The organism is Cardiobacterium hominis, from assembly GCF_900637305.1.
Taxonomy (GTDB): domain Bacteria; phylum Pseudomonadota; class Gammaproteobacteria; order Cardiobacteriales; family Cardiobacteriaceae; genus Cardiobacterium; species Cardiobacterium hominis.
The window spans coordinates 518,641-536,788 of the sequence record NZ_LR134365.1; the positions used below are offsets into that span (position 1 = coordinate 518,641).

Below are 18,148 nucleotides of genomic sequence, written 5' to 3' on the forward strand. Positions count from 1 at the left end.
TGGTCTCAATTTAATTGATTTAAATTAAAATATATGCACCGTATAAAATCATTAGTTTTAAAAATAAATTAATGTATCCAAAATGAAAAATGTTTGTCTATATACTAGTGAGACTTAAAATCTTTCATTTGAATATTGATTTTTGGCTCTTAGATATGTATTATCTATGTTATGTATACTATAGCATTTGAGGCTATTATGAGCAATGAAAAAATATCTATTAAAAATTTTGGTGGAATGACTTCTTTAGAAGTTGAACTTAGGCAAATTAATATTTTTATTGGCCCTCAAGCGTCAGGAAAGAGTATCACAGTAAAGCTACTTTTCTTTTTTAAAAATATTCTTTCTGATATAATTGAATCAATATCAGATGGTGAAGATAAAAGAATATTTAAAAATGAGCAGTTAAAAAAATTCAACGCATATTTCCCTAAAGAATCATGCGGAGAATCCCCTTTTTCAATTTCTTATTATCTAGATGAATTAATAGGAATCTCAATTAATAGGGATGTCAAAGGTAAATTAAAATTAAAATTCACCAAAAAATTAGATGATATTATTGCACATTTAAAAAATATTTATCGAAAAGCCCAAGATCAAAATTCTTTAAAAGAAGATGATTATTTCTTTAGAAATCATCTTTTAAAACAAGATTTACAGAAAAATTTATACCTTTTACTCTCAAAAGATGAACAGAAATTTTGTGGTCGACAATTTTTTATACCTGCAGGCCGTAGTTTTTATGCAAACCTTCAAGCCAACATATTCTCTTTTTTAAGTGCAAACAAAACATTAGATCCCTTTTTAATTGAATTTGGTTCGATTTACGAGAATTTTAAACACATATTAAATCGAAGAATGGGTAGAATCTTAAAGCCAGATAATAAAGAAGAAAAGAGGCACAATGAAATAGAAAAAATAATATCCGATATTTTAAAGTCATCATACCAGAGAGAAAATGACAAAGATTATTTAATACACTTGGATAAAAGAAAAGTTAACCTTGCTAATGCATCTTCAGGGCAACAAGAAATTTTACCTCTTCTTATAATTTTAGAAACATTATTAAAAAATAGAGTTTCTTTCGGAACAGAGACGGTAACTTTCTTTATTGAGGAACCAGAGGCTCATTTATTTCCAATAGCACAAAATAAAATTATTAAGCTCTTAGCCAGATTATGTAATAATGAGGAGAGTCGTTATCAGTTATTTATTACCACACATAGCCCTTATGTGCTAGCATCTTTTAATAATTTATTATTAGCTGGGAATATAATAGATAAAAATGATAAAAATAAAACGTCTAAAGTATTTGAACATATTCAATCTAGCGAAATTATTTCTATAGATAAAATATCTGCCTACTCATTATCAAATGGAGTATGTAATGATATAATTGATTTAGACAGCAATTTAATTAATGCTAAAATTCTTGATTCTGCATCAGAAGATATATCCATAGAATTTGATAAATTATTAGATATAGAGTTTGATACAGAGGCATAAATGAAAATACCTAATAACTGCATTACTACAACCGCGCAATCTAATATAACGCTAAAAGATAAAGGAAATCCTCAAAAAATTATAATCAAAAATCCTCATTCGTTCACAATAGAGATTATTAAAGTAGATGGGTGTGCAATAACAGGAAACATTCAACGTTGCGACTATATGTTAAAAATAACTAACCATCCTGATATTCAAGAGTACTTTATTGAATTTAAAGGAAGTGATTTGTCAAAAGCTTTAGAACAAATTATTAATACTTGCGTTACCTTATCAAATAACAAAGGAACAAAAAAAGGATTTATTATTTGTAACCGAAGCCCAGAAAACTCTACAGAAAATCAGGTATTAAAGAGAAAAGCGAGGGCGCAAAATATTATCTTAGTTATAAAATCTCGTGCTTTGGAATATACAATTTGAGGAATAAATAAATTAACTCATGACCCTCCTCGAAGCCGACAACCTCACCCTGCTCAAAGGCAGCAGCCTGCTCCTGCGCCACTACAGCCTGCACATCGCCGCCGGACAAATCCTCCACCTCACCGGCGACAACGGCAGCGGCAAAACCACCCTGCTACAAGCGCTCGCCGGCCTCATCACCCCGCAGGGCGGCACCATCCGCCGCCACGCGCCGCACCTCTACCTCGGCCACCGTCCCGGCATCAAAACCACCCTCACCGCGCGCGAAAACCTGCGCTACGCCGCCCGCCTCTACCACGGCATGCACGGCGCCGGACTGGAAGCGCGCCTTGATGCCGCACTTGCCGCCGTCGCCCTGAACGCCCACGACGACCGACAAAGCCGCCACCTCTCCGCCGGGCAGCAGCGCCGCTGCCAACTCGCCCGCCTCTGGCTCGATACCCCGCCGCTGTGGCTGCTCGACGAACCGCTGACCGCCCTCGATGCCACGACCACCGCTACCCTACTCGCCCACCTCGAACAACACCGACAACACGGCGGCGCCGCCATCATCACCAGCCACCAACCGCTTGACCTACCCGTACTGGAAACCCGCCATCTGCTGGGACAATGAACCCGACACACCGCCACAAAAAAGCCGCTCAACCGAGCGGCTTTTTCATGCGCCTGCGTTATCGGGCGCATGGATGATTTCGGCGCTGTTTATCAGCGTGCATGCGCCGTCGGCGTAGCGCAGGATTTCGCCGTGCGGGCGCCAGTCGCCGAGGACGTACACGGTGTTGCCGTCATCCAGGCGATGCACGGCAGGGCGGTGGGTGTGGCCGTGGATGAGGATGGTCGCGCGGGCGCTGTGCAGGGCGGTGCGGATGGCGGCGGGGTTGGTGTCGGTGATGCGCGCGGCTTTGCGGCGGGTGCGTGTTTTGCTTTGGGCGCGCAGTTTTTCGGCAATGCGCAGGCGCAGCGCGCGCGGCAGGCGGTAGTAAAGCCATTGCAGAAGGCGGCAACGCAGGATGCGGCGCAGGCGCTGGTAGCCGCGGTCGTCGCTGCAGAGGAGGTCGCCGTGTTCGAGGAGGACGGTGCGACCGCCGAGGGTGAGGGTGTGCCGTTCGGGGAGGATGCGCAGGCGTGCGGTTTGGGCGTAGGCGGTGCCGAGGAGGAAGTCGCGGTTGCCGTGCTGGTAGTACAGCGGGCAAGGCAGCGCGGCGAGGGCGGCGGCGATGCGCTGCTGGTAGGGGGTGGCGAGGTCGTCGCCGAGCCAGTAGTCGTAGAGGTCGCCGAGGATGTAGATGGCGTCGGCGTCGCGGGCGATGGCGGCGAGGGTTGCAAGGAAGGCCGCGGTGATTTCCGGGCGGTTTTCTGCGAGGTGGATGTCGGCAAGGAAGTAGGTGGCCATAGGGCAGCCGGGTTATCTCCAGCGCGAAGGCTGCCGGTTTTTACGGGACATAGCGGCAGCCGTCACTTGCTTCGGCGATTTCGGGGATGTTGCCACTGCAATCCCATTGGTAGGCGGCGCTGTCAACGCGCATTTGCAGGCGGACTTCGCCCTGCAAGCCGCTTTCCGGGGTGAAGTGCATGACGACGAGCCCGCCCGGCCGTACTTCGACTTCTTGCAGCAGGTCGCTGGGTAGCCAGTCTGGCGGCAAGCCAAGGGCGTCGAGATCTGCCGGGGTTTCGCCGGTATTGGCGTGGTATTCGGCAATGTAGGTTTTCAGCACGCTGCCCGCGTTTATGGCATGGCGGAGGCGGTCTTTATGCACTGCCGCTGCGGCAGCGGTGTCTTTTTCTTGCTCGTGCCGCGCCGCGATTTCCCGCGCTTCTTGGCGTTCGTAGCGTTTGTTGAGGTAATCGTAGACGGCGATGCTCAAAAGGGATACGCAGACGGCGATGCCGATGATGAGCCAAAGCGGCGTGCCGCGGTTATTTTCGTTCACGGGGGTGCCTGGTAGCGCCCCTGTTGCAGGCGAACAGGGGCGGTGGGTGGTTTACAGGATTTCTGTTTTCTCGATGATGATGTCTTCCACCGGCACGTCGCGGTGCATGCCGCTGCGTCCGGTTTTGACGGCGGCGATTTTATCAATCACGTCCAGCCCGGCGACGACTTTGCCGAAGACGGCGTAGCCCCAGCCGGCGTTGGTTTTGCTGGTGTGGTTGAGGTAGCCGTTATCAACGAGGTTGATGAAAAACTGCGACGAGGCGCTGTGCGGGTCGCTGGTGCGCGCCATGGAGAGGGTGCCGCGCAGGTTTTTCAGGCCGTTGTCGGCTTCGTTTTCGATCGGCTCGCGCGTGTCTTTTTCGACCATGCCGGGTTCCATGCCGCCGCCCTGGATGACGAATCCGGGGATGACGCGGTGGAAGATGGTGCCGTTATAGAAGCCGTCTTCCGCGTATTGCTGGAAGTTTTTCGCGGTGATGGGCGCTTTGTCGAAGTCGAGTTCGATGTCGATGACGCCGTGGTTGGTGGTGAAGCGGATCATTTGGCTTTTTCCTCTTTGGGTTCAGGCAGGATTTCTACGGTCTGGATGGTGACGGTTTTTTCCGGCACGTCTGCATAGGGCAGGCGGGCGCCGGTTTTGACTTTGGCGATGGCGTCCACAGTGCTCATGCCGCTCACCACTTTGCCGAAGACGGCGTAACCGTAGGCGTCGGCGCCGCCGGGGTTGAGCGCGTCGTTATCGACGAGGTTGATGAAGAATTGCGCCGTCGCCGAGTGCGGGTTGCTGGTGCGCGCCATGGCGATGCTGCCGCGCAGGTTTTTCAGGCCGTTGTGCGCTTCGTTGGCAATCGGCTCGCGCGTCGGCTTTTCTTTCATGTCGGCGGTGTGGCCGCCGCCCTGGATCATGAAGCCGGGGATGACGCGGTGGAAGATGGTGTCGTTATAGAAGCCGTCTTCGGCGTAGCGGCGGAAGTTGGCGACGGTCGCCGGGGCGCGGTCTTCGTCCAGCTCGACGGTGATGTCGCCCATCGAGGTGTGGATGATGGCGGTCGGCGTCGCCAGCGCGCTGCCGCCGAGCAGGGCGAGGGTGAAAAGCAGGTTTTTCATGGCATTTCAGGGTTGGCTAAGGGGCGGCTATACTAGCAAAATTTCCCCGGAGAGATTCATGAACGCATTGCAGTTTTACAACAGCCTGACCCGGCAAAAAGAAGCCTTCATCCCACGCGAGCCCGGCAAAATCGGCATGTACGTCTGCGGCATGACCGTCTATGACTACTGCCACATCGGCCACGCGCGGGTGATGGTCGTCTTTGACACCATCGCCCGCCACCTGCGCGCGAGCGGTTACGCGCTCAAATACGTGCGCAATATCACCGACATCGACGACAAAATCATCGCCCGTGCCCATGAAAATGGCGAGCCGATAGACGCCCTCACCGCGCGCTTCATCACCGCCATGCACGAAGACGAAGCGGCGCTCGGCTGCCAGCGGCCGGACGTTGAGCCGCGCGCGACCGCCGCCGTTTCCGGCATGATTGAACTCGTGCAAACCCTTATCGCCAAAGGCCACGCCTACGCCGCCGATAACGGCGACGTGTACTACGCCGTGCGCAGCTTCCCCGCCTACGGCAAACTCGCCAACCGCAGCCTTGATGATCTGCGCGCCGGCGAGCGCATCGCGGTGAACGAAGCCAAAAAAGACCCGCTCGACTTCGTCCTGTGGAAAGCGGCAAAACCCGGCGAACCGGCGTGGGACAGCCCCTGGGGCAAAGGCCGCCCCGGCTGGCACATCGAATGCTCGGTGATGGGCGCAGAGACCCTCGGCGAACACTTCGACATCCACGGTGGCGGCATGGATCTCAAATTCCCGCACCACGAATGCGAAATCGCGCAAAGCGAAGGCGCCTGCGGCCACCCGCACGTCAATTACTGGATACACAACGGCTTCGTGCAGATTGACAACGAAAAAATGAGCAAATCGCTCGGCAACTTCTTCACCGTGCGCGACGTCCTGAAAAAATACGACGGCGAAACCCTGCGCGCCTTCATCCTCAGCAGCCACTACCGCGGCCCGCTCAACTACAGCGACGCCGCCCTCGATGAGGCGAAAAAAGCGCTGACCCGCCTCTACAGCGCGCTCGACAAGGCGCCCGCGGACGGCGCGATGGACGCGGACGCCGTCGCCGCCTTTGACGAGGCGATGAACGACGACTTCAACACCCCGAAAGCCTTTGCCGTCCTCTTTGACCTCGCGCGGCGCCTCAACAGCGGTGAAACCGCGCTCGCCGCCACCCTGAAAACCCTCAGCGGCCGCCTCGGCCTCTTACAACAAAACCCTGCCGACTGGCTCAAAGGCGAAAACAGCGGCTCGCTAAGCGAGGCCGACATCCTCGCCCGTATCCACGCGCGCGCAGAAGCCAAAGCGGCAAAAGACTACGCCCGTGCCGACGCCATCCGCGCGGAACTCGCCGCGCAGGGCATCATCATCAAAGACACCGCGGGCGGGGTGGAATGGCGGTATGAATAACACCCTGCCCCCGCACCCTACAGGAGCTCCCATGCAACTCATCCTCTGGCGGCACGCCAGCGCCAGCCACTACACCGGCTACGACCGCGCGCTTGACCCGGTCGGCCACAAACAGGCCGAACAGGGCGGACAATGGCTCGCCGCGCACTACCCGGCAACACCCGTTTACACCTCGTCCGCCCTGCGCGCGCAGGAAACCGCCGCGCATTACCCGCAGCCGGCGCAGGCGTTCAGCGCGCTCAATCCGGGCAAATCCGCCAACGCCATCCTCGATTTTCTGCTGGAAAGCGGCGAAGAACGGCTGATAGCCGTCGGCCACCTGCCGTGGATTGGCCAACTGGCGGCGCATCTGCGCGGCGAACACGGCTATTTCCCCTTCAACCACGGCATGATTCTCGTCTTTGACGGCGACACCAGCGGCTGGCAAATGCGCGCCTCCTTCCAGCCGCAACCGGTCAGCGGCTAACCTGCAATCCCCGGAGTTTCCCATGCGCTTTTTCCCTTTGCTCGCGCTGAGCGCCATCGCCCCCGCCTTTGCCCTTGAACGCAACGAACTAATCGGCGACTGGTCGTGCAGCACGTCCTACCCGGCACTCTCCGCCCGCCTCGACGAGCATTACACCTTCCGCGCCGACGGCAGCGCCGAAAGCGACGGCGTGATGACCTTCTTCCTCAAGGCCGGGCTCCTGCACTACGACGTGCACAGCAAAGACCGCTGGTCGCTGCAAGACAAAGCGCTCACCATCGACATCGCTGATTACACCATCGCTCGCGCCTTCAAGCCGCGCATGGTCGAGATTCTCGCCGAATCGCCCGAGCTTACCGCTTATGAAGAAAAGCTGTTTGCCAGCCTCAAGCACGGCGGCGAAAACAACCGCGTCAATCTCACCATCGTCAGTCACGACGGCAAATCGCTGCACATGCAGGACGGGCATGGCAACGTGAGCGAGTGCCAGCGGATGTAGGAACGCCATCGGCAATGGATGAACCCCACACCCGCAGCCGCATTCGGCGATAATACCGCCCTCTTCGCCCGCCAAGGAAACCCATGCTCCTCTTTAGCCGCCGCTTTTTGCCGTTTTTCATCACCCAATTTTTCGGCGCGTTTACCGACAACCTCTACAAAAACGCGCTGCTCGTCTACCTCACCCTGCACCTCACCGACAGCCAGACCCTCAGCCTCTACACCAACCTCAGCATGGCGCTGTTCATCTTCCCGATGTTCCTCTTCTCCGCCTGGTCGGGGCTGCTCGCCGACCGCTTCGAGAAGCGCTTTCTCATCGTGCGCATCAAATGGCTGGAAGTATTCATCATGGCGGTCGGCATCCTCGCCTTTGTCTTTGACCTCATCCCGGTGATGGTGCTGGTACTGTGCCTGCTCGGCCTGCAATCGACCTTCTTCGGCCCGGTGAAATACGGCATCCTGCCGGAGCGGCTGCGCGAGGAGGAGCTGATGCTGGGCAACGGCCTCGTTGAAGCCGGTACCTTCCTTGCCATCCTCGGCGGCACGCTGGTCGGCGCCTCGCTGGTCGCGCGTGAATCGCTCTACCCGTGGCTGTTCGCGGCGATGGTGGCGTCAGTCATCATCGGCGTGCTGGCCGCTTATGCCATCCCTGCCTACCACGGCGAGACCGACCGCCACGCGCTGCCGCCGTTCCGCCCGTGGCAGCAAACCAAAGCGCTGCTCGCCTACACCGCGCGGCAGAAGACGATTTTCCAGTGCATCCTCGCCATCTCCTGGTTCTGGCTGCTCGGCGGCGCGCTGCTCACACAAATCCCGCAATACACGAAGGAAATTTTGAACAGCGACCCGACGGTAACCACCTACCTGCTGGTGCTGTTTTCCGTCGGCATCGGCGTCGGCTCGCTCCTCAGCAACCTGCTGGCGCGCGGGCGGATAGAAGCGGGGCTGGTGCCGGTCGGCGCCTTTATCCTCGCCGCCGGACTTGCGGGCGTCATCACCATCAGCGCCAACCCCGCCATTGCCGAGGCGCAAACACTCGCCGCCTTCTGGCACGACCCGCGTTTTGTCCGCACCACGCTCGCCTTCTTCGCCATCGCCTTTGGCGGCGGCATCTACGCCGTGCCGCTTTATGCCATCATCCAGCATCGCGCCGAAAGTGGCCACAAATCGCAGATGATTGCCGCGAACAACATCATCAACGCGCTCTTTCTCGTCATCGTCAGCCTGCTCGGCGTGCTGGTGCTGGGCGTGCTTGGCTGGAGTTTGCAGGCGATGTTCGCCCTGCTGCTCGTGCTGCATCTCGCCATTTCCCTCTACATCTTCACCGTCGTCCCCGAATTCATCATGCGCTGCCTGGTCATCCTGATTATCGCCTGCTGCTACCGCCTGCGCGTCGAGGGGCGCGACAACGTGCCGAAGAGCGGCGCCGCCATCATCGCCTGCAACCACCTGAGTTATATGGACGCGCTCATTCTCATGGTCGCCATCCGCCGCCCGGTGCGCTTCATCATGTATTACAAAATTTTCCAGATTCCGCTACTGCGCTACATCTTCAAAAGCGCGGGCGCGTTTCCCATCGCCGGACAACGCGAAGACGCCGCGCTGTTCCGCGCCTCCTTTGAACACGTGCATAACGCCCTCGGCAAGGGCGACCTCATCGGCATCTTCCCCGAAGGCGAACTCTCGCGCGACGGCAAACTGGGCGACTACAAACGCGGCATCGAGCGGATGCTCGCGCGCGACCCGGTGCCGGTGATACCGGTCGCCATCGGCAACCTCTGGGGCAGCCTCTTCTCGCATAGCGGCGGCCTGATGAAAGGCGGGCCGCGCAAATGGTTCGCGCGCATCACCGTACAAATCGGCGTGCCCTTGCCACCGGAGACCACCGCAGCAGAATTGAAGGAAGCGACGCAGCGCCTGCTGGACAAGCAGTAGTGCGTAGGGGCGGTTAGGGCAGCGTAACCGCCCGCAAATCCGGGCGGCATATATTGAACTTCCTGCCAAACTACTTTGCTTGTGAGAAATCTTTATCTCTGCCCTCACCCCTCCCCAACCCTCCCCCGCTGCGAGCTTCGCCCTGCAAGGCTACATCGGTTCGATATGCAAGGGGAGGGGGATGTCTCAATTGTCAACACGCCCTAACCCATGATGAGGCGGGCAGTTTTATTTCACCGCAAACCGCCGCAAACCGCTTTCCGCTATACTAGCCGCCGCGCCATTCTTCCAGCAATCTGAAATCACACACTATTTTCATGACCGCACGCTACATCCTCTGCATGAAGTGGGGTACCAAGTACCCTGCCGAGTTCGTCAACCGCCTCTACCGCATGGTTTCGCGGCATTTGTCGCTGCCGTTCACGATGATTTGCCTCACCGACGACGCGGCCGGGATTGATCCGGCGGTGGTCTGTCATCCCATCCCGCCGCTGGATTTGCCGGACGGCATTCCGGAGCGCGGCTGGCGCAAGCTGACGACCTTCGCCACCGACCTCTACGGCCTCAGCGGCACGGCGCTGTTTCTCGATCTGGATGTGGTCATCCTGCGCAATATCGACCATTTCTTCACGCACGCGGCAGATGCGCGCGACGGCGTCTTTATCATCCGCGACTGGAAACGGCCGTGGCGCATGGTCGGCAACAGCTCGGTTTATCGTTTTACCCTCGGCGCGTTTCCCGCGCTTTTGGACGATTTCCGCGCGAATTTTCATGACATCCGCGCCCGCTACCGCAACGAGCAGGCGTGGCTGTCGGCGTATTTGCGCGAACGCGATGCGCTGCGCTATTGGCCGGAGGACTGGTGCAAGAGTTACAAGTACCACGCGCTCTATCCACTGCCGCTGTCGTTTTTCCTCGCGCCGCGCCGCCCCGACTGCGATATTTTGATTTTCCACGGCGAGATTAACCCCGACACCGCCATCGCCGGCGGCGGCGGCAAGTGGTACCGCCATGTGCGTCCGGCGCCGTGGCTGGCGGAGTTTTGGGGCTGACATGGCGACGTTAAGCGTGGTGATGATGGTGAAGGACGAGGCGGCGAATTTGCGCCGCTGTCTGCCGCGGCTGGCGTCGGTCGCCGATGAAATTGTTATCCTTGATTCGGGCAGTACGGATGAGAGCGAGACGGTCGCCGCGCAATACGGCGCACGCTGGTTTGTGAACACCGATTGGCAGGGCTACGGCGTGCAGCGGCAACGCGCGCAGGCGCTTGCCACGGGCGACTGGATTTTCGCGCTGGACGCGGACGAGTCGCCGGACGACGCCCTGCTTGCCGCCCTCGCTCGCATCAAGGACGAGACGCCGGGCGACACGGTTTATGGCATGCGCCGTCTCGATGTGCTGTTTGGCCGTTTCATCGACCACCCGCTGTGGCGCGGCAAGCCTTACTGGCGCCTCTACCCGCGCCGTTTTCAGTTCAACACGCTGACAGTGCATGAATCGCTGGACATCAGCGGCGCGCGCACCCAGGTGCTGCCCGGTTTTCTCGAACACCACACCGCGGCCACCCCTGCTTTCTGGCTGGAAAAGCGCCTCGCCTACGCCAATACCTGGGCGCAGGCGGCGGCCGCGCGTGGCAAGCGGGTCAGCCCGCTCGGCGTCTGGGCGCGCAGTTTCTGGATGTTTGTCCGCCAATTTTTCATCGCAGGGCGCTTTTTGCGTGGCAGCAGCGGCTGGGTTTTTGCCTGGCTCTTTGCGCAATATACGTTTAATAAGTACGCGCTGCTCTGCGACCGCAACAGCCGCCCGCAAAGCTACGCCGCCGATTTTCAGCCGCATGCGGTCAATCTGCACAATCTGCCGCTGACCGTGCCGCCTGCGGGCAAGAACCCGCATCCGCTCAGTGTGGTGATGATTGTGAAAAACGAGGCGCGTCACCTGCCCGCCTGTCTCGCTGCGGTGCGCGATTTGGCGGATGAAATCGTCATTCTCGATTCGGGCAGCAGCGACGAGGGCGCGGTGATTGCCGCCCGCTTCGGCGCGCGCTGGTATGAAAACCGCGATTGGCGCGGCTTTGGCGTGCAGCGGCAACGCGCGCAGGCGCTCGCCAGCGGCGATTATGTGCTGATGCTGGATGCGGACGAGCAGCCAGATGCGGCGCTGAAAGCGGCGATTCATGCGGTTGCACAGCAGCCGCCCGCGCCGGATAGGGTCTATGCGCTGCGTCTGCGCAATATTTTCTGCGGCACGACAATGCACCGCCGTTACCGTGACCATATCATCCGCCTTTATGCGCGCCCCCATTTCCATTATCACGCCTACGAGGTACATGAATCGCTGGCGCGCGGCAACGCTACCGTGACCATTTTGGACGGTGATTTGCTGCATTTCACCAATGACAATCTCGCCCATTTTCTCGCCAAGAATCTGCGCTATAGCCGCGATTGGGCGCTGGAGCGGGCGGCGAACGGCAAGCGTCCGCCGAATCTGTGGGCGTTGCCGCTGCGCGCCGTGGTCGCCTTTTGCCGCGAGTATTTCGTGCGCGGTGCGCTCTTTGCCGGGCGCTACGGCTTTTTCTTCGCCGCCAGTTCGGCTTTCTACAATTTCAACAAATACCTCATGCTCGCCTGTGCGGCGCGGCGTGGGGAGGACAAATCATGAACGCTTTGCTGCCGCGTCTGGTCAATAGTGCGACGTTTCTCTTTTTCGCGCTAAGCCTCGCCGTGAAAAGCGGCTACAGCTACGGCGTGGCGCTGCTGCTGCTCGCCGCCCTCATCACGCTGCCGCACTGGTGGCCGCGCCGCCCGCGCGAGGCAGCGCTGCGCTGGCTGGCGTTCGGCTTTTTTTTCGCCGGAAGCGTTGCCCTGCTGGATGTCATCCGCTCTGGCATCGGTGCACGCGGTCTGGAAGCGCCGCTGAAGTTTTTTGCCGTACCGCTGCTGCTTTATTTTCTCGCCACCGTTCCGCCGAAGGGGCGCGCCATTTGGGCGGGGGCGGCCTGCGGCGCGCTGCTCGGTCTGGCGTCGGCGTGGTATTACAGCCATTTCGCGCCGGAGCTGTTGCCCGCCGGACGCGCCGCCCGCTATTTGCACCCCATCCAGCTCGGCAATATCGCCATGCTGCTGGCGTTGATTGCCGCGTGCAGCCTGCGCGCCAGGCCGCGCCACTGGCAATTGCTGCTGGCGCTCGCCGGTATCGTCGCCGGTGTTTGCACGACGCTGCTGTCGCAGACGCGCGGCAGTTTCTTCGCCCTCGCCTGGACGCTCTTTTTCCTCGGCCTGCTCTCGCTGCGCCGCCGCCATTTCCGCGCGCGCAGCGTGGCGCTTTCCGCCACAATTGTCGCCATCACCGCCGCGCTCTTTTGGCTGGGCAATATGGATGTCATCGAGGAGCGGCTCGCCGCGGCACGCCACGACATCGCCCTCTACGAGCAGGGCAAGGCCGATACCTCCATCGGCGCGCGTTTTGAAATGTGGCGTTTTGCCTGGCAGGAGGGCAGTTCGTATCCGCTCATCGGCCCCGGCACGGCACAGTTAAATGTGGACAAGGACGGCTGGCGCTCGGCCGCCGACCTCGCCCCCTTCGGCCATCTGCACAACGAATTTCTCGACGCCTTCGCGCGGCGCGGCCTGCTTGGCCTCGCGGCGGTGCTGTATCTCTTTCTCGTGCCGCTCTGGCTGTACCGCCGTGGCGAAGAACGCGATTCGCCCGACGCCGCCGCGCTGCGCCTCGCCGGACGCGCGCAGGTGCTGCTCTACAGCGGCTTCAGCCTGACGCAGGCGGCGCTCTACAGCCACAACAGCGGCTTTCTCTTTTTTGCCCTGCCGCTCTGCCTGATTTATGCCGCGCTGCGCGGCGAAGGACGCCCCGATGTTTAACCGCGACGACCGCGCCCGCTATCTGCGCCTGCTCGCCTTCATCCGCCCGCATTGGCGGGTGGTGCTGCTCGCCGCCGGCGGCACGATTCTCTATGGCCTCACCGAGCCGCTGGTGCCGTTCGTATTGCAACCGCTGGTCGATGGCGGCTTTGCCGAGGGCGACATGCGCACCGTTTACGGTCTGACCGCCTTGCTGTTCTTCGGCTTCATGCTGCGCGGCGCGGCAAGCTATACCGCCACCTGTAGCATGAACTGGCTGGCGCAACAGGTGGTTTACACCCTGCGCGGGCGGATGTTCGCGCAACTGCTGCGCCTGCCGATGCGCTATTTCGATGAAAACAGCGCGGGCAGCATTGTCTCGCGCTTCACCTACGACGCGCTGCAACTGATGGCAGCCAGCACCGATGCGGTCGCCATCCTCCTGCGCGAAACCGTGACCATCATCGCCCTCACCGTCTTCCTCTTTTACCTCGACTGGCGGATGACGCTGCTCTTGTTCGTGGTCGCGCCCGTGCTCGCCTACATCATCGTCCACGTCTCGAAAAAACTGCGCACCATGGCGCGGGCGATGCAGGAAGACATGAGCGGCATGAACCACGTCGTCGATGAAAGCCTGCGCGGGCGGGCGATTGTCCGCATCTACAACGGCCAGGACTACGAATACGCGCGCTTTGAGCGGCAGGCGGAGGCGGTGCGCTTCCACGCAGTGAAATCGACGAAAATCGCCGCCAGCGCCTCACCGGTGGTGGAGATGACCATCATCGCCGCGCTTTGCACCGTGATTATTCTCTTCGCCTGGAAGGCGCGCAGCGCTCCGGCACAGATGACCACCGGCGTCTTCGTCTCCTTCCTCGGCACGATGGCGCTGCTTTTCCCGCCAATCAAGCGCATGGGCAAGCTGAACGAACCCATCCAGCGCGGGCTCGCCGCGGCGCAAAGCATCTTCGACTTCCTCGACGCGCCGACCGAACCGCAGCCCGCGCTGCCGCCCGTTACCCTGTCGCGCGGCGACATCGAATTTCGCGACGTCAGCTTTTCCTACCCGGAACAACCCGTGCTGGAGCGCTTCAACCTACACATCCGCGCCGGGGAAACCGTCGCCCTCATTGGCGAGTCGGGCAGCGGCAAATCAACCATCGCCGCGCTGCTCGCCGGTTTTTACGTGCCGGAAGCGGGCGCCATCTACATCGACGGCTACAACCTCGCCGACGTCAGCCTCGCCGACCGCCGCCGCGCCATCGCCTTCGTCTCGCAGGACACCGTGCTGTTCTCGACCAGCATTGCCGCCAACATCGCCTACGCTGACCCCGCGCCGGACAGCGCCAAAGTGCGACTTGCGGCAGAGTCCGCCAACGCCGCCGAATTCATCGGCAAACTGCCGCACGGCTACGACGAAGACCTCGGCCCGCAGGGCGGCCGCCTTTCTGGCGGGCAGAAACAGCGCATCGCCATCGCCCGCGCCCTCTACAAAGACGCGCCAATCCTGATTCTGGACGAGGCCACCTCGGCGCTCGACAACCACAGCGAGGCCAAAGTGCAGGAAGCGATAGAGCGCCTGCGCAAAAACCGCACCGCGATCATCATCGCCCACCGCCTCTCCACCATCCGCAATGCTGACCGCATCGTCGTCCTCGAAAAAGGCAAAATCGTCGAAAGCGGCAGCCACGCGGAACTCCTCAAACGCGGCGGCAGTTATGCTAAACTGCTGCAACAAACACCGATAACATAATGAAAAATATGAAAATATTAATGGTCTGCACCGGCAACATCTGCCGCTCGCCGATGGCAGAAGGCATTGCCCGCGCCCTGCTGAAAGCGGCCAAGCGCGACGACATTAGCGTCGATTCCGCCGCGACCCACGCCTATCACACCGGCGACGCGCCCGACCCGCGCGCCCGCCGCACCATGCGCGCGCACAACATGCCGATTGACGACCTGCGCGCCCGCCCCTTCATTACCGAAGACTTCGCCGCCTTCGACCTGATTCTCGTCGCTGACCGCGGCCATTACCGCCACCTGAGCGCGCTTGCCCCGGACGAAGCCGCGCACGCAAAAATCGGCTTCATGCTCGACACCCTGCCGGAAAACCCGGGGGCGGAGTTGCCCGACCCCTACTACGGCGAGGCCGCCGATTTTGAGCGCACCTTCACCCTGCTGGAAGCGGCGCTGCGCGCGAGGTTCGCATGAGCAATTACGAAGCACAGGCGCAGTTACTCTGGGAAAGCGTGCTCGACATGATGGCGCCGCTATGCGCCAAGGACGACATGACCGTACTGCGCTCGCTCGCCCTCCGCGCGCAAAGCGAAAAACAATGGACGCTGCTCGCGCCGAACAAGTTTGCCTGCGAGCAAATCAAAAAATCGCTGTTCGTGACGCTGGACATGGCACTACGCAACAAGGGCATCAAAGAAGTAAAGCTGGAAATCGCCGCCGCGCCGGAGCTGTTTGCCAGTGCCTCGCCCGCCCAGCGCAACGCCGCCCCCGCGCCGTTTGAAAGCAACCTTAACAGCGACTACCAGTTTCATAACTTCGTCGCCGCGCCTTCCAACAATGAAGCCTTCGCCGCCGCCGAGCGCGTCTCCGGCGGGCATTTCTTCGCCGACAGCAACCCGCTGCTCATCTACGGCGGTACCGGCCTCGGCAAATCGCACCTGATGCATGCCGCTGGCAACGCCCTGCGCCGCAACGGCCGCACCGCGGTGATGTATATGAACGCCGAACAGTACGTCAATGAATTCCTCGCCGCGCTCGCTGGCAAAACGCAGAAGGCGTTTTCCAACCGCCTGCGCAGCGTCGATGCGCTCTTGATTGACGACGTGCAATTTCTCGGCGGCAAGACCCAATCGCAGGCGGAGTTCTTCCATACCTTCAACGAACTCATCGACAAAAAGCGGCAAATCATCATGACCTGCGACCGCTACCCGAAAGAAATCGAAGGACTGGAAGCGCGGTTGAAATCGCGTTTCGGCGCGGGGCTGACCGTCTCCATCCGCGCCCCCGAACCGGAAACGCGCTTCGCCATCTTAAAAAGCAAGGCGAAAGAGCAGAACTTCCCGCTGCCGGATGACGTCGCCTACTTCATCGCCGAAAACATCGAATCGAACGTACGCGATCTCGAAGGCGCGCTGAAAAAAGTCATCTTCCAGTGCCAGGTGCTGAAAAAAAACGAACCGGCGACTGTTCCCATCGCCCAGGCGGCGCTCGCCGACCTGTTGCAAGCGCAGAAAAAACAAACCAGCGTCGAAAACATCCAACGCGTCGTCGCCCAATATTTTGGCATCAGCGAGGCGGAGCTGCTCTCCAGCAGCCGTAAAAAAACCTTCGTCGAGCCGCGGATGATTGCCATGGCACTCACCCGCGACCTGACCGACATGGTGCTGCAAGCGGTTGCCGAAGCGTTCAACCGCAAAGACCACACCACCGTCAAACACGCCACGGAAAGCGTTGAAAGCCGTAAAAAAACCGACCCGCGCTTCCGCGAAGAGTATGAAAACATCAAGACCATCATCACCGCATAAATATAGCGATACACCGAAAGCCTCAGACAAGGCGCGTCGCTGAAGGCAGTACGCATTGGTACGGCGAAGCGACGCAACGCCTTATGAGGCTTTCGGGGGATTGCTACACCTTGTGGATAAGTCGTGGATAACCGCGTGCATAACCCGGGGACAATTTTCAGCCCGGCTTCCCCGCCCACTTATCCGCATCCTGCCCGCACGTTTTCCACAGCGTTTTCCGCATTTATTTTTTCCGTTTTTCCTTTACACTACACGCAGCTAAGCCGTTTTTCCGCATATTCGCAAAGACGACTACGACGACGATATTGAATAAGAGGTTTCTATGAAATTCAGCATTGTGAAAGAAAAATTCCTCGAACCGTTGGCAGACATCAGCGGTATCGTGGCACGCAAAACCACCAAACCCATCCTGAGCCATGCGCTGTTACAGGCGGGCGCGGACAACAGCCTGCTGCTCAAAGGCACCGATACCGAAGTGACGTTACAAATCCTCTTGCATGAGCTGAATGTGCAAGACGCGGGCGCGATTACCGTCCCCGCTGCCAAACTGCTGGACGTCGTCCGACACCTGCCCGCGCAGGCAACCATCTATTGCTCGCTGGAAAAAGAACAACTCCTGGTAAAAGCCGCCGGTAGCCTCTTCCGCATCGCCACCCTGCCCGCCGAAGACTTTCCGGCACTCGCTGAAGCCGACATGGAGCGGCGTATCGAAACTGAAAGCCGCGCCCTGCACGACATCATGCAAAAAGTGCGCTTCTCGATGGCGAGCGAAGACGTGCGTTACTATCTGAACGGCATGTACCTGAACATCGTCGAAGACGGCAATGCCATCCACGCGGTCAGCACCGACGGCCACCGCCTCTCCTGCGCGCGTAGCGCACTCGCCACCCCCGCCCCAGCCGGTACCAACCTCATCGTGCCGAAAAAAGGCGTGAGCGAGCTCATCAAGCTCTTGGGCCGCGTCAGCCAGCCGGTCGTCCTGAACCTCGGCGAACGCCAACTGAGCCTGACGTTGGGCGGTTATCGTCTCACCAGCCAGCTGATTGACGGCACCTTCCCCAACTACGAACAAGTCCTGCCGCAGCTACAAGAAACGCCGGTACTCATTTCGCGCCAGACCTTCCTCGAATCGCTGCAACGCGCCAAAGTGCTACTGCTGGACCGCCACGACGGCATCCGCCTTACCTTCGGCGAAGCCAGCCTGCAACTGGCGGCGCGCAACCTCGAAAACGAAACCGCCGACGAAACGCTGGAAATCATCAACCCGCAGAACCTGCAACTGGAAGTGGCGCTGAACATCAACTACCTCATTGATGCCATCGCCACCATCAGCGGCGACAACGTCCAACTGCACATCGCCGACGGCAGCAGTCCCTGCCTGATAACCAGCAGCGACGATGAGGGCGTCAGGTACGTCATCATGCCGATGCGTTTGTAAAACCAGATAAAAAACCGAAAACGAGGCAG

General features: G+C 58.5%; 18 protein-coding genes. 14 read left to right on the forward strand and 4 right to left on the reverse strand.

The window, feature by feature from the left end; genetic code table 11:
* Nucleotides 1-198 precede the first annotated feature (198 nt).
* From EL199_RS02315 to ccmA, 3 genes are read left to right on the forward strand one after another with little or no spacing between them, the layout of a single operon-like run.
* A complete protein-coding gene (locus tag EL199_RS02315; RefSeq protein WP_004140675.1) occupies nt 199-1,506 on the forward strand; it encodes an AAA family ATPase in 1,308 nt (435 codons plus the stop codon).
* Nucleotides 1,507-1,929 carry a hypothetical protein gene (locus tag EL199_RS02320; protein WP_004140674.1) on the forward strand — a complete coding sequence of 141 codons (423 nt, stop codon included), beginning with the start codon at nt 1,507-1,509 and terminating at the stop codon, nt 1,927-1,929.
* 19 nt (nt 1,930-1,948) lie between these two features.
* Nucleotides 1,949-2,542, forward strand: a complete 594-nt coding sequence (gene ccmA / locus EL199_RS02325; protein WP_004140673.1) for a heme ABC exporter ATP-binding protein CcmA — start codon at nt 1,949-1,951, stop codon at nt 2,540-2,542.
* Nucleotides 2,543-2,587: 45 nt separating this feature from the next.
* Here ccmA and EL199_RS02330 read toward each other — a convergent pair whose 3' ends face one another.
* From EL199_RS02330 to EL199_RS02345, 4 genes are read right to left on the reverse strand one after another with little or no spacing between them, the layout of a single operon-like run.
* Entirely contained in the window at nt 2,588-3,322 is a 735-nt protein-coding gene (locus EL199_RS02330; RefSeq protein ID WP_004140672.1) for a UDP-2,3-diacylglucosamine diphosphatase, read from the reverse strand.
* Nucleotides 3,323-3,362: 40 nt separating this feature from the next.
* Nucleotides 3,363-3,860 (reverse strand): pilin, encoded by a 498-nt coding sequence (locus EL199_RS02335; RefSeq protein WP_004140671.1) that lies wholly within the window; start codon nt 3,858-3,860, stop codon nt 3,363-3,365.
* Nucleotides 3,861-3,911: 51 nt separating this feature from the next.
* Nucleotides 3,912-4,403, reverse strand: coding sequence for a peptidylprolyl isomerase (locus EL199_RS02340; RefSeq protein WP_004140670.1), 492 nt, complete (start codon nt 4,401-4,403; stop codon nt 3,912-3,914).
* Nucleotides 4,400-4,969, reverse strand: a complete 570-nt coding sequence (locus EL199_RS02345) for a peptidylprolyl isomerase (protein WP_004140669.1) — start codon at nt 4,967-4,969, stop codon at nt 4,400-4,402. The genes EL199_RS02340 and EL199_RS02345 overlap by 4 nt, the downstream gene beginning before the upstream one ends.
* A 58-nt stretch (nt 4,970-5,027) precedes the next feature.
* Here EL199_RS02345 and cysS point away from each other — a divergent pair, with 58 nt between their 5' ends.
* From cysS to dnaN, 11 genes are all read left to right on the forward strand, one after another.
* Complete coding sequence (cysS, locus tag EL199_RS02350; protein ID WP_040355072.1) at nt 5,028-6,389, forward strand: cysteine--tRNA ligase; 1,362 nt, start codon at nt 5,028-5,030, stop codon at nt 6,387-6,389.
* Nucleotides 6,390-6,420: 31 nt separating this feature from the next.
* Complete coding sequence (locus EL199_RS02355; protein ID WP_004140665.1) at nt 6,421-6,855, forward strand: SixA phosphatase family protein; 435 nt, start codon at nt 6,421-6,423, stop codon at nt 6,853-6,855.
* A 22-nt stretch (nt 6,856-6,877) separates the two neighbouring features.
* On the forward strand, nt 6,878-7,354 hold the full coding sequence (locus EL199_RS02360) for a hypothetical protein (RefSeq protein WP_004140664.1): 477 nt from the start codon (nt 6,878-6,880) through the stop codon (nt 7,352-7,354).
* Between the two features lie 83 nt (nt 7,355-7,437).
* Nucleotides 7,438-9,288 carry an MFS transporter gene (locus EL199_RS02365; RefSeq protein WP_004140663.1) on the forward strand — a complete coding sequence of 617 codons (1,851 nt, stop codon included), beginning with the start codon at nt 7,438-7,440 and terminating at the stop codon, nt 9,286-9,288.
* A 317-nt stretch (nt 9,289-9,605) separates the two neighbouring features.
* Nucleotides 9,606-10,340 (forward strand): hypothetical protein, encoded by a 735-nt coding sequence (locus tag EL199_RS02370; protein WP_004140662.1) that lies wholly within the window; start codon nt 9,606-9,608, stop codon nt 10,338-10,340.
* A gap of 1 nt (nt 10,341) precedes the next feature.
* Nucleotides 10,342-11,946 (forward strand): glycosyltransferase family 2 protein, encoded by a 1,605-nt coding sequence (locus EL199_RS02375; RefSeq protein ID WP_004140660.1) that lies wholly within the window; start codon nt 10,342-10,344, stop codon nt 11,944-11,946.
* The gene (locus tag EL199_RS02380) at nt 11,943-13,163 is read left to right on the forward strand and encodes an O-antigen ligase family protein (protein ID WP_004140659.1); all 1,221 of its coding nucleotides are present in this window, start codon (nt 11,943-11,945) and stop codon (nt 13,161-13,163) included. Before EL199_RS02375 ends, EL199_RS02380 begins: the two co-directional genes overlap by 4 nt.
* Nucleotides 13,156-14,892 (forward strand): lipid A export permease/ATP-binding protein MsbA, encoded by a 1,737-nt coding sequence (msbA, locus tag EL199_RS02385; protein ID WP_040355069.1) that lies wholly within the window; start codon nt 13,156-13,158, stop codon nt 14,890-14,892. Before EL199_RS02380 ends, msbA begins: the two co-directional genes overlap by 8 nt.
* On the forward strand, nt 14,892-15,350 hold the full coding sequence (locus tag EL199_RS02390) for a low molecular weight protein-tyrosine-phosphatase (RefSeq protein ID WP_004140655.1): 459 nt from the start codon (nt 14,892-14,894) through the stop codon (nt 15,348-15,350). The genes msbA and EL199_RS02390 overlap by 1 nt, the downstream gene beginning before the upstream one ends.
* Nucleotides 15,347-16,681 (forward strand): chromosomal replication initiator protein DnaA, encoded by a 1,335-nt coding sequence (gene dnaA / locus EL199_RS02395; RefSeq protein WP_004140653.1) that lies wholly within the window; start codon nt 15,347-15,349, stop codon nt 16,679-16,681. Before EL199_RS02390 ends, dnaA begins: the two co-directional genes overlap by 4 nt.
* 322 nt (nt 16,682-17,003) lie before the next feature.
* Nucleotides 17,004-18,119 (forward strand): DNA polymerase III subunit beta, encoded by a 1,116-nt coding sequence (dnaN, locus tag EL199_RS02400; RefSeq protein ID WP_004140651.1) that lies wholly within the window; start codon nt 17,004-17,006, stop codon nt 18,117-18,119.
* Nucleotides 18,120-18,148 lie beyond the last annotated feature (29 nt).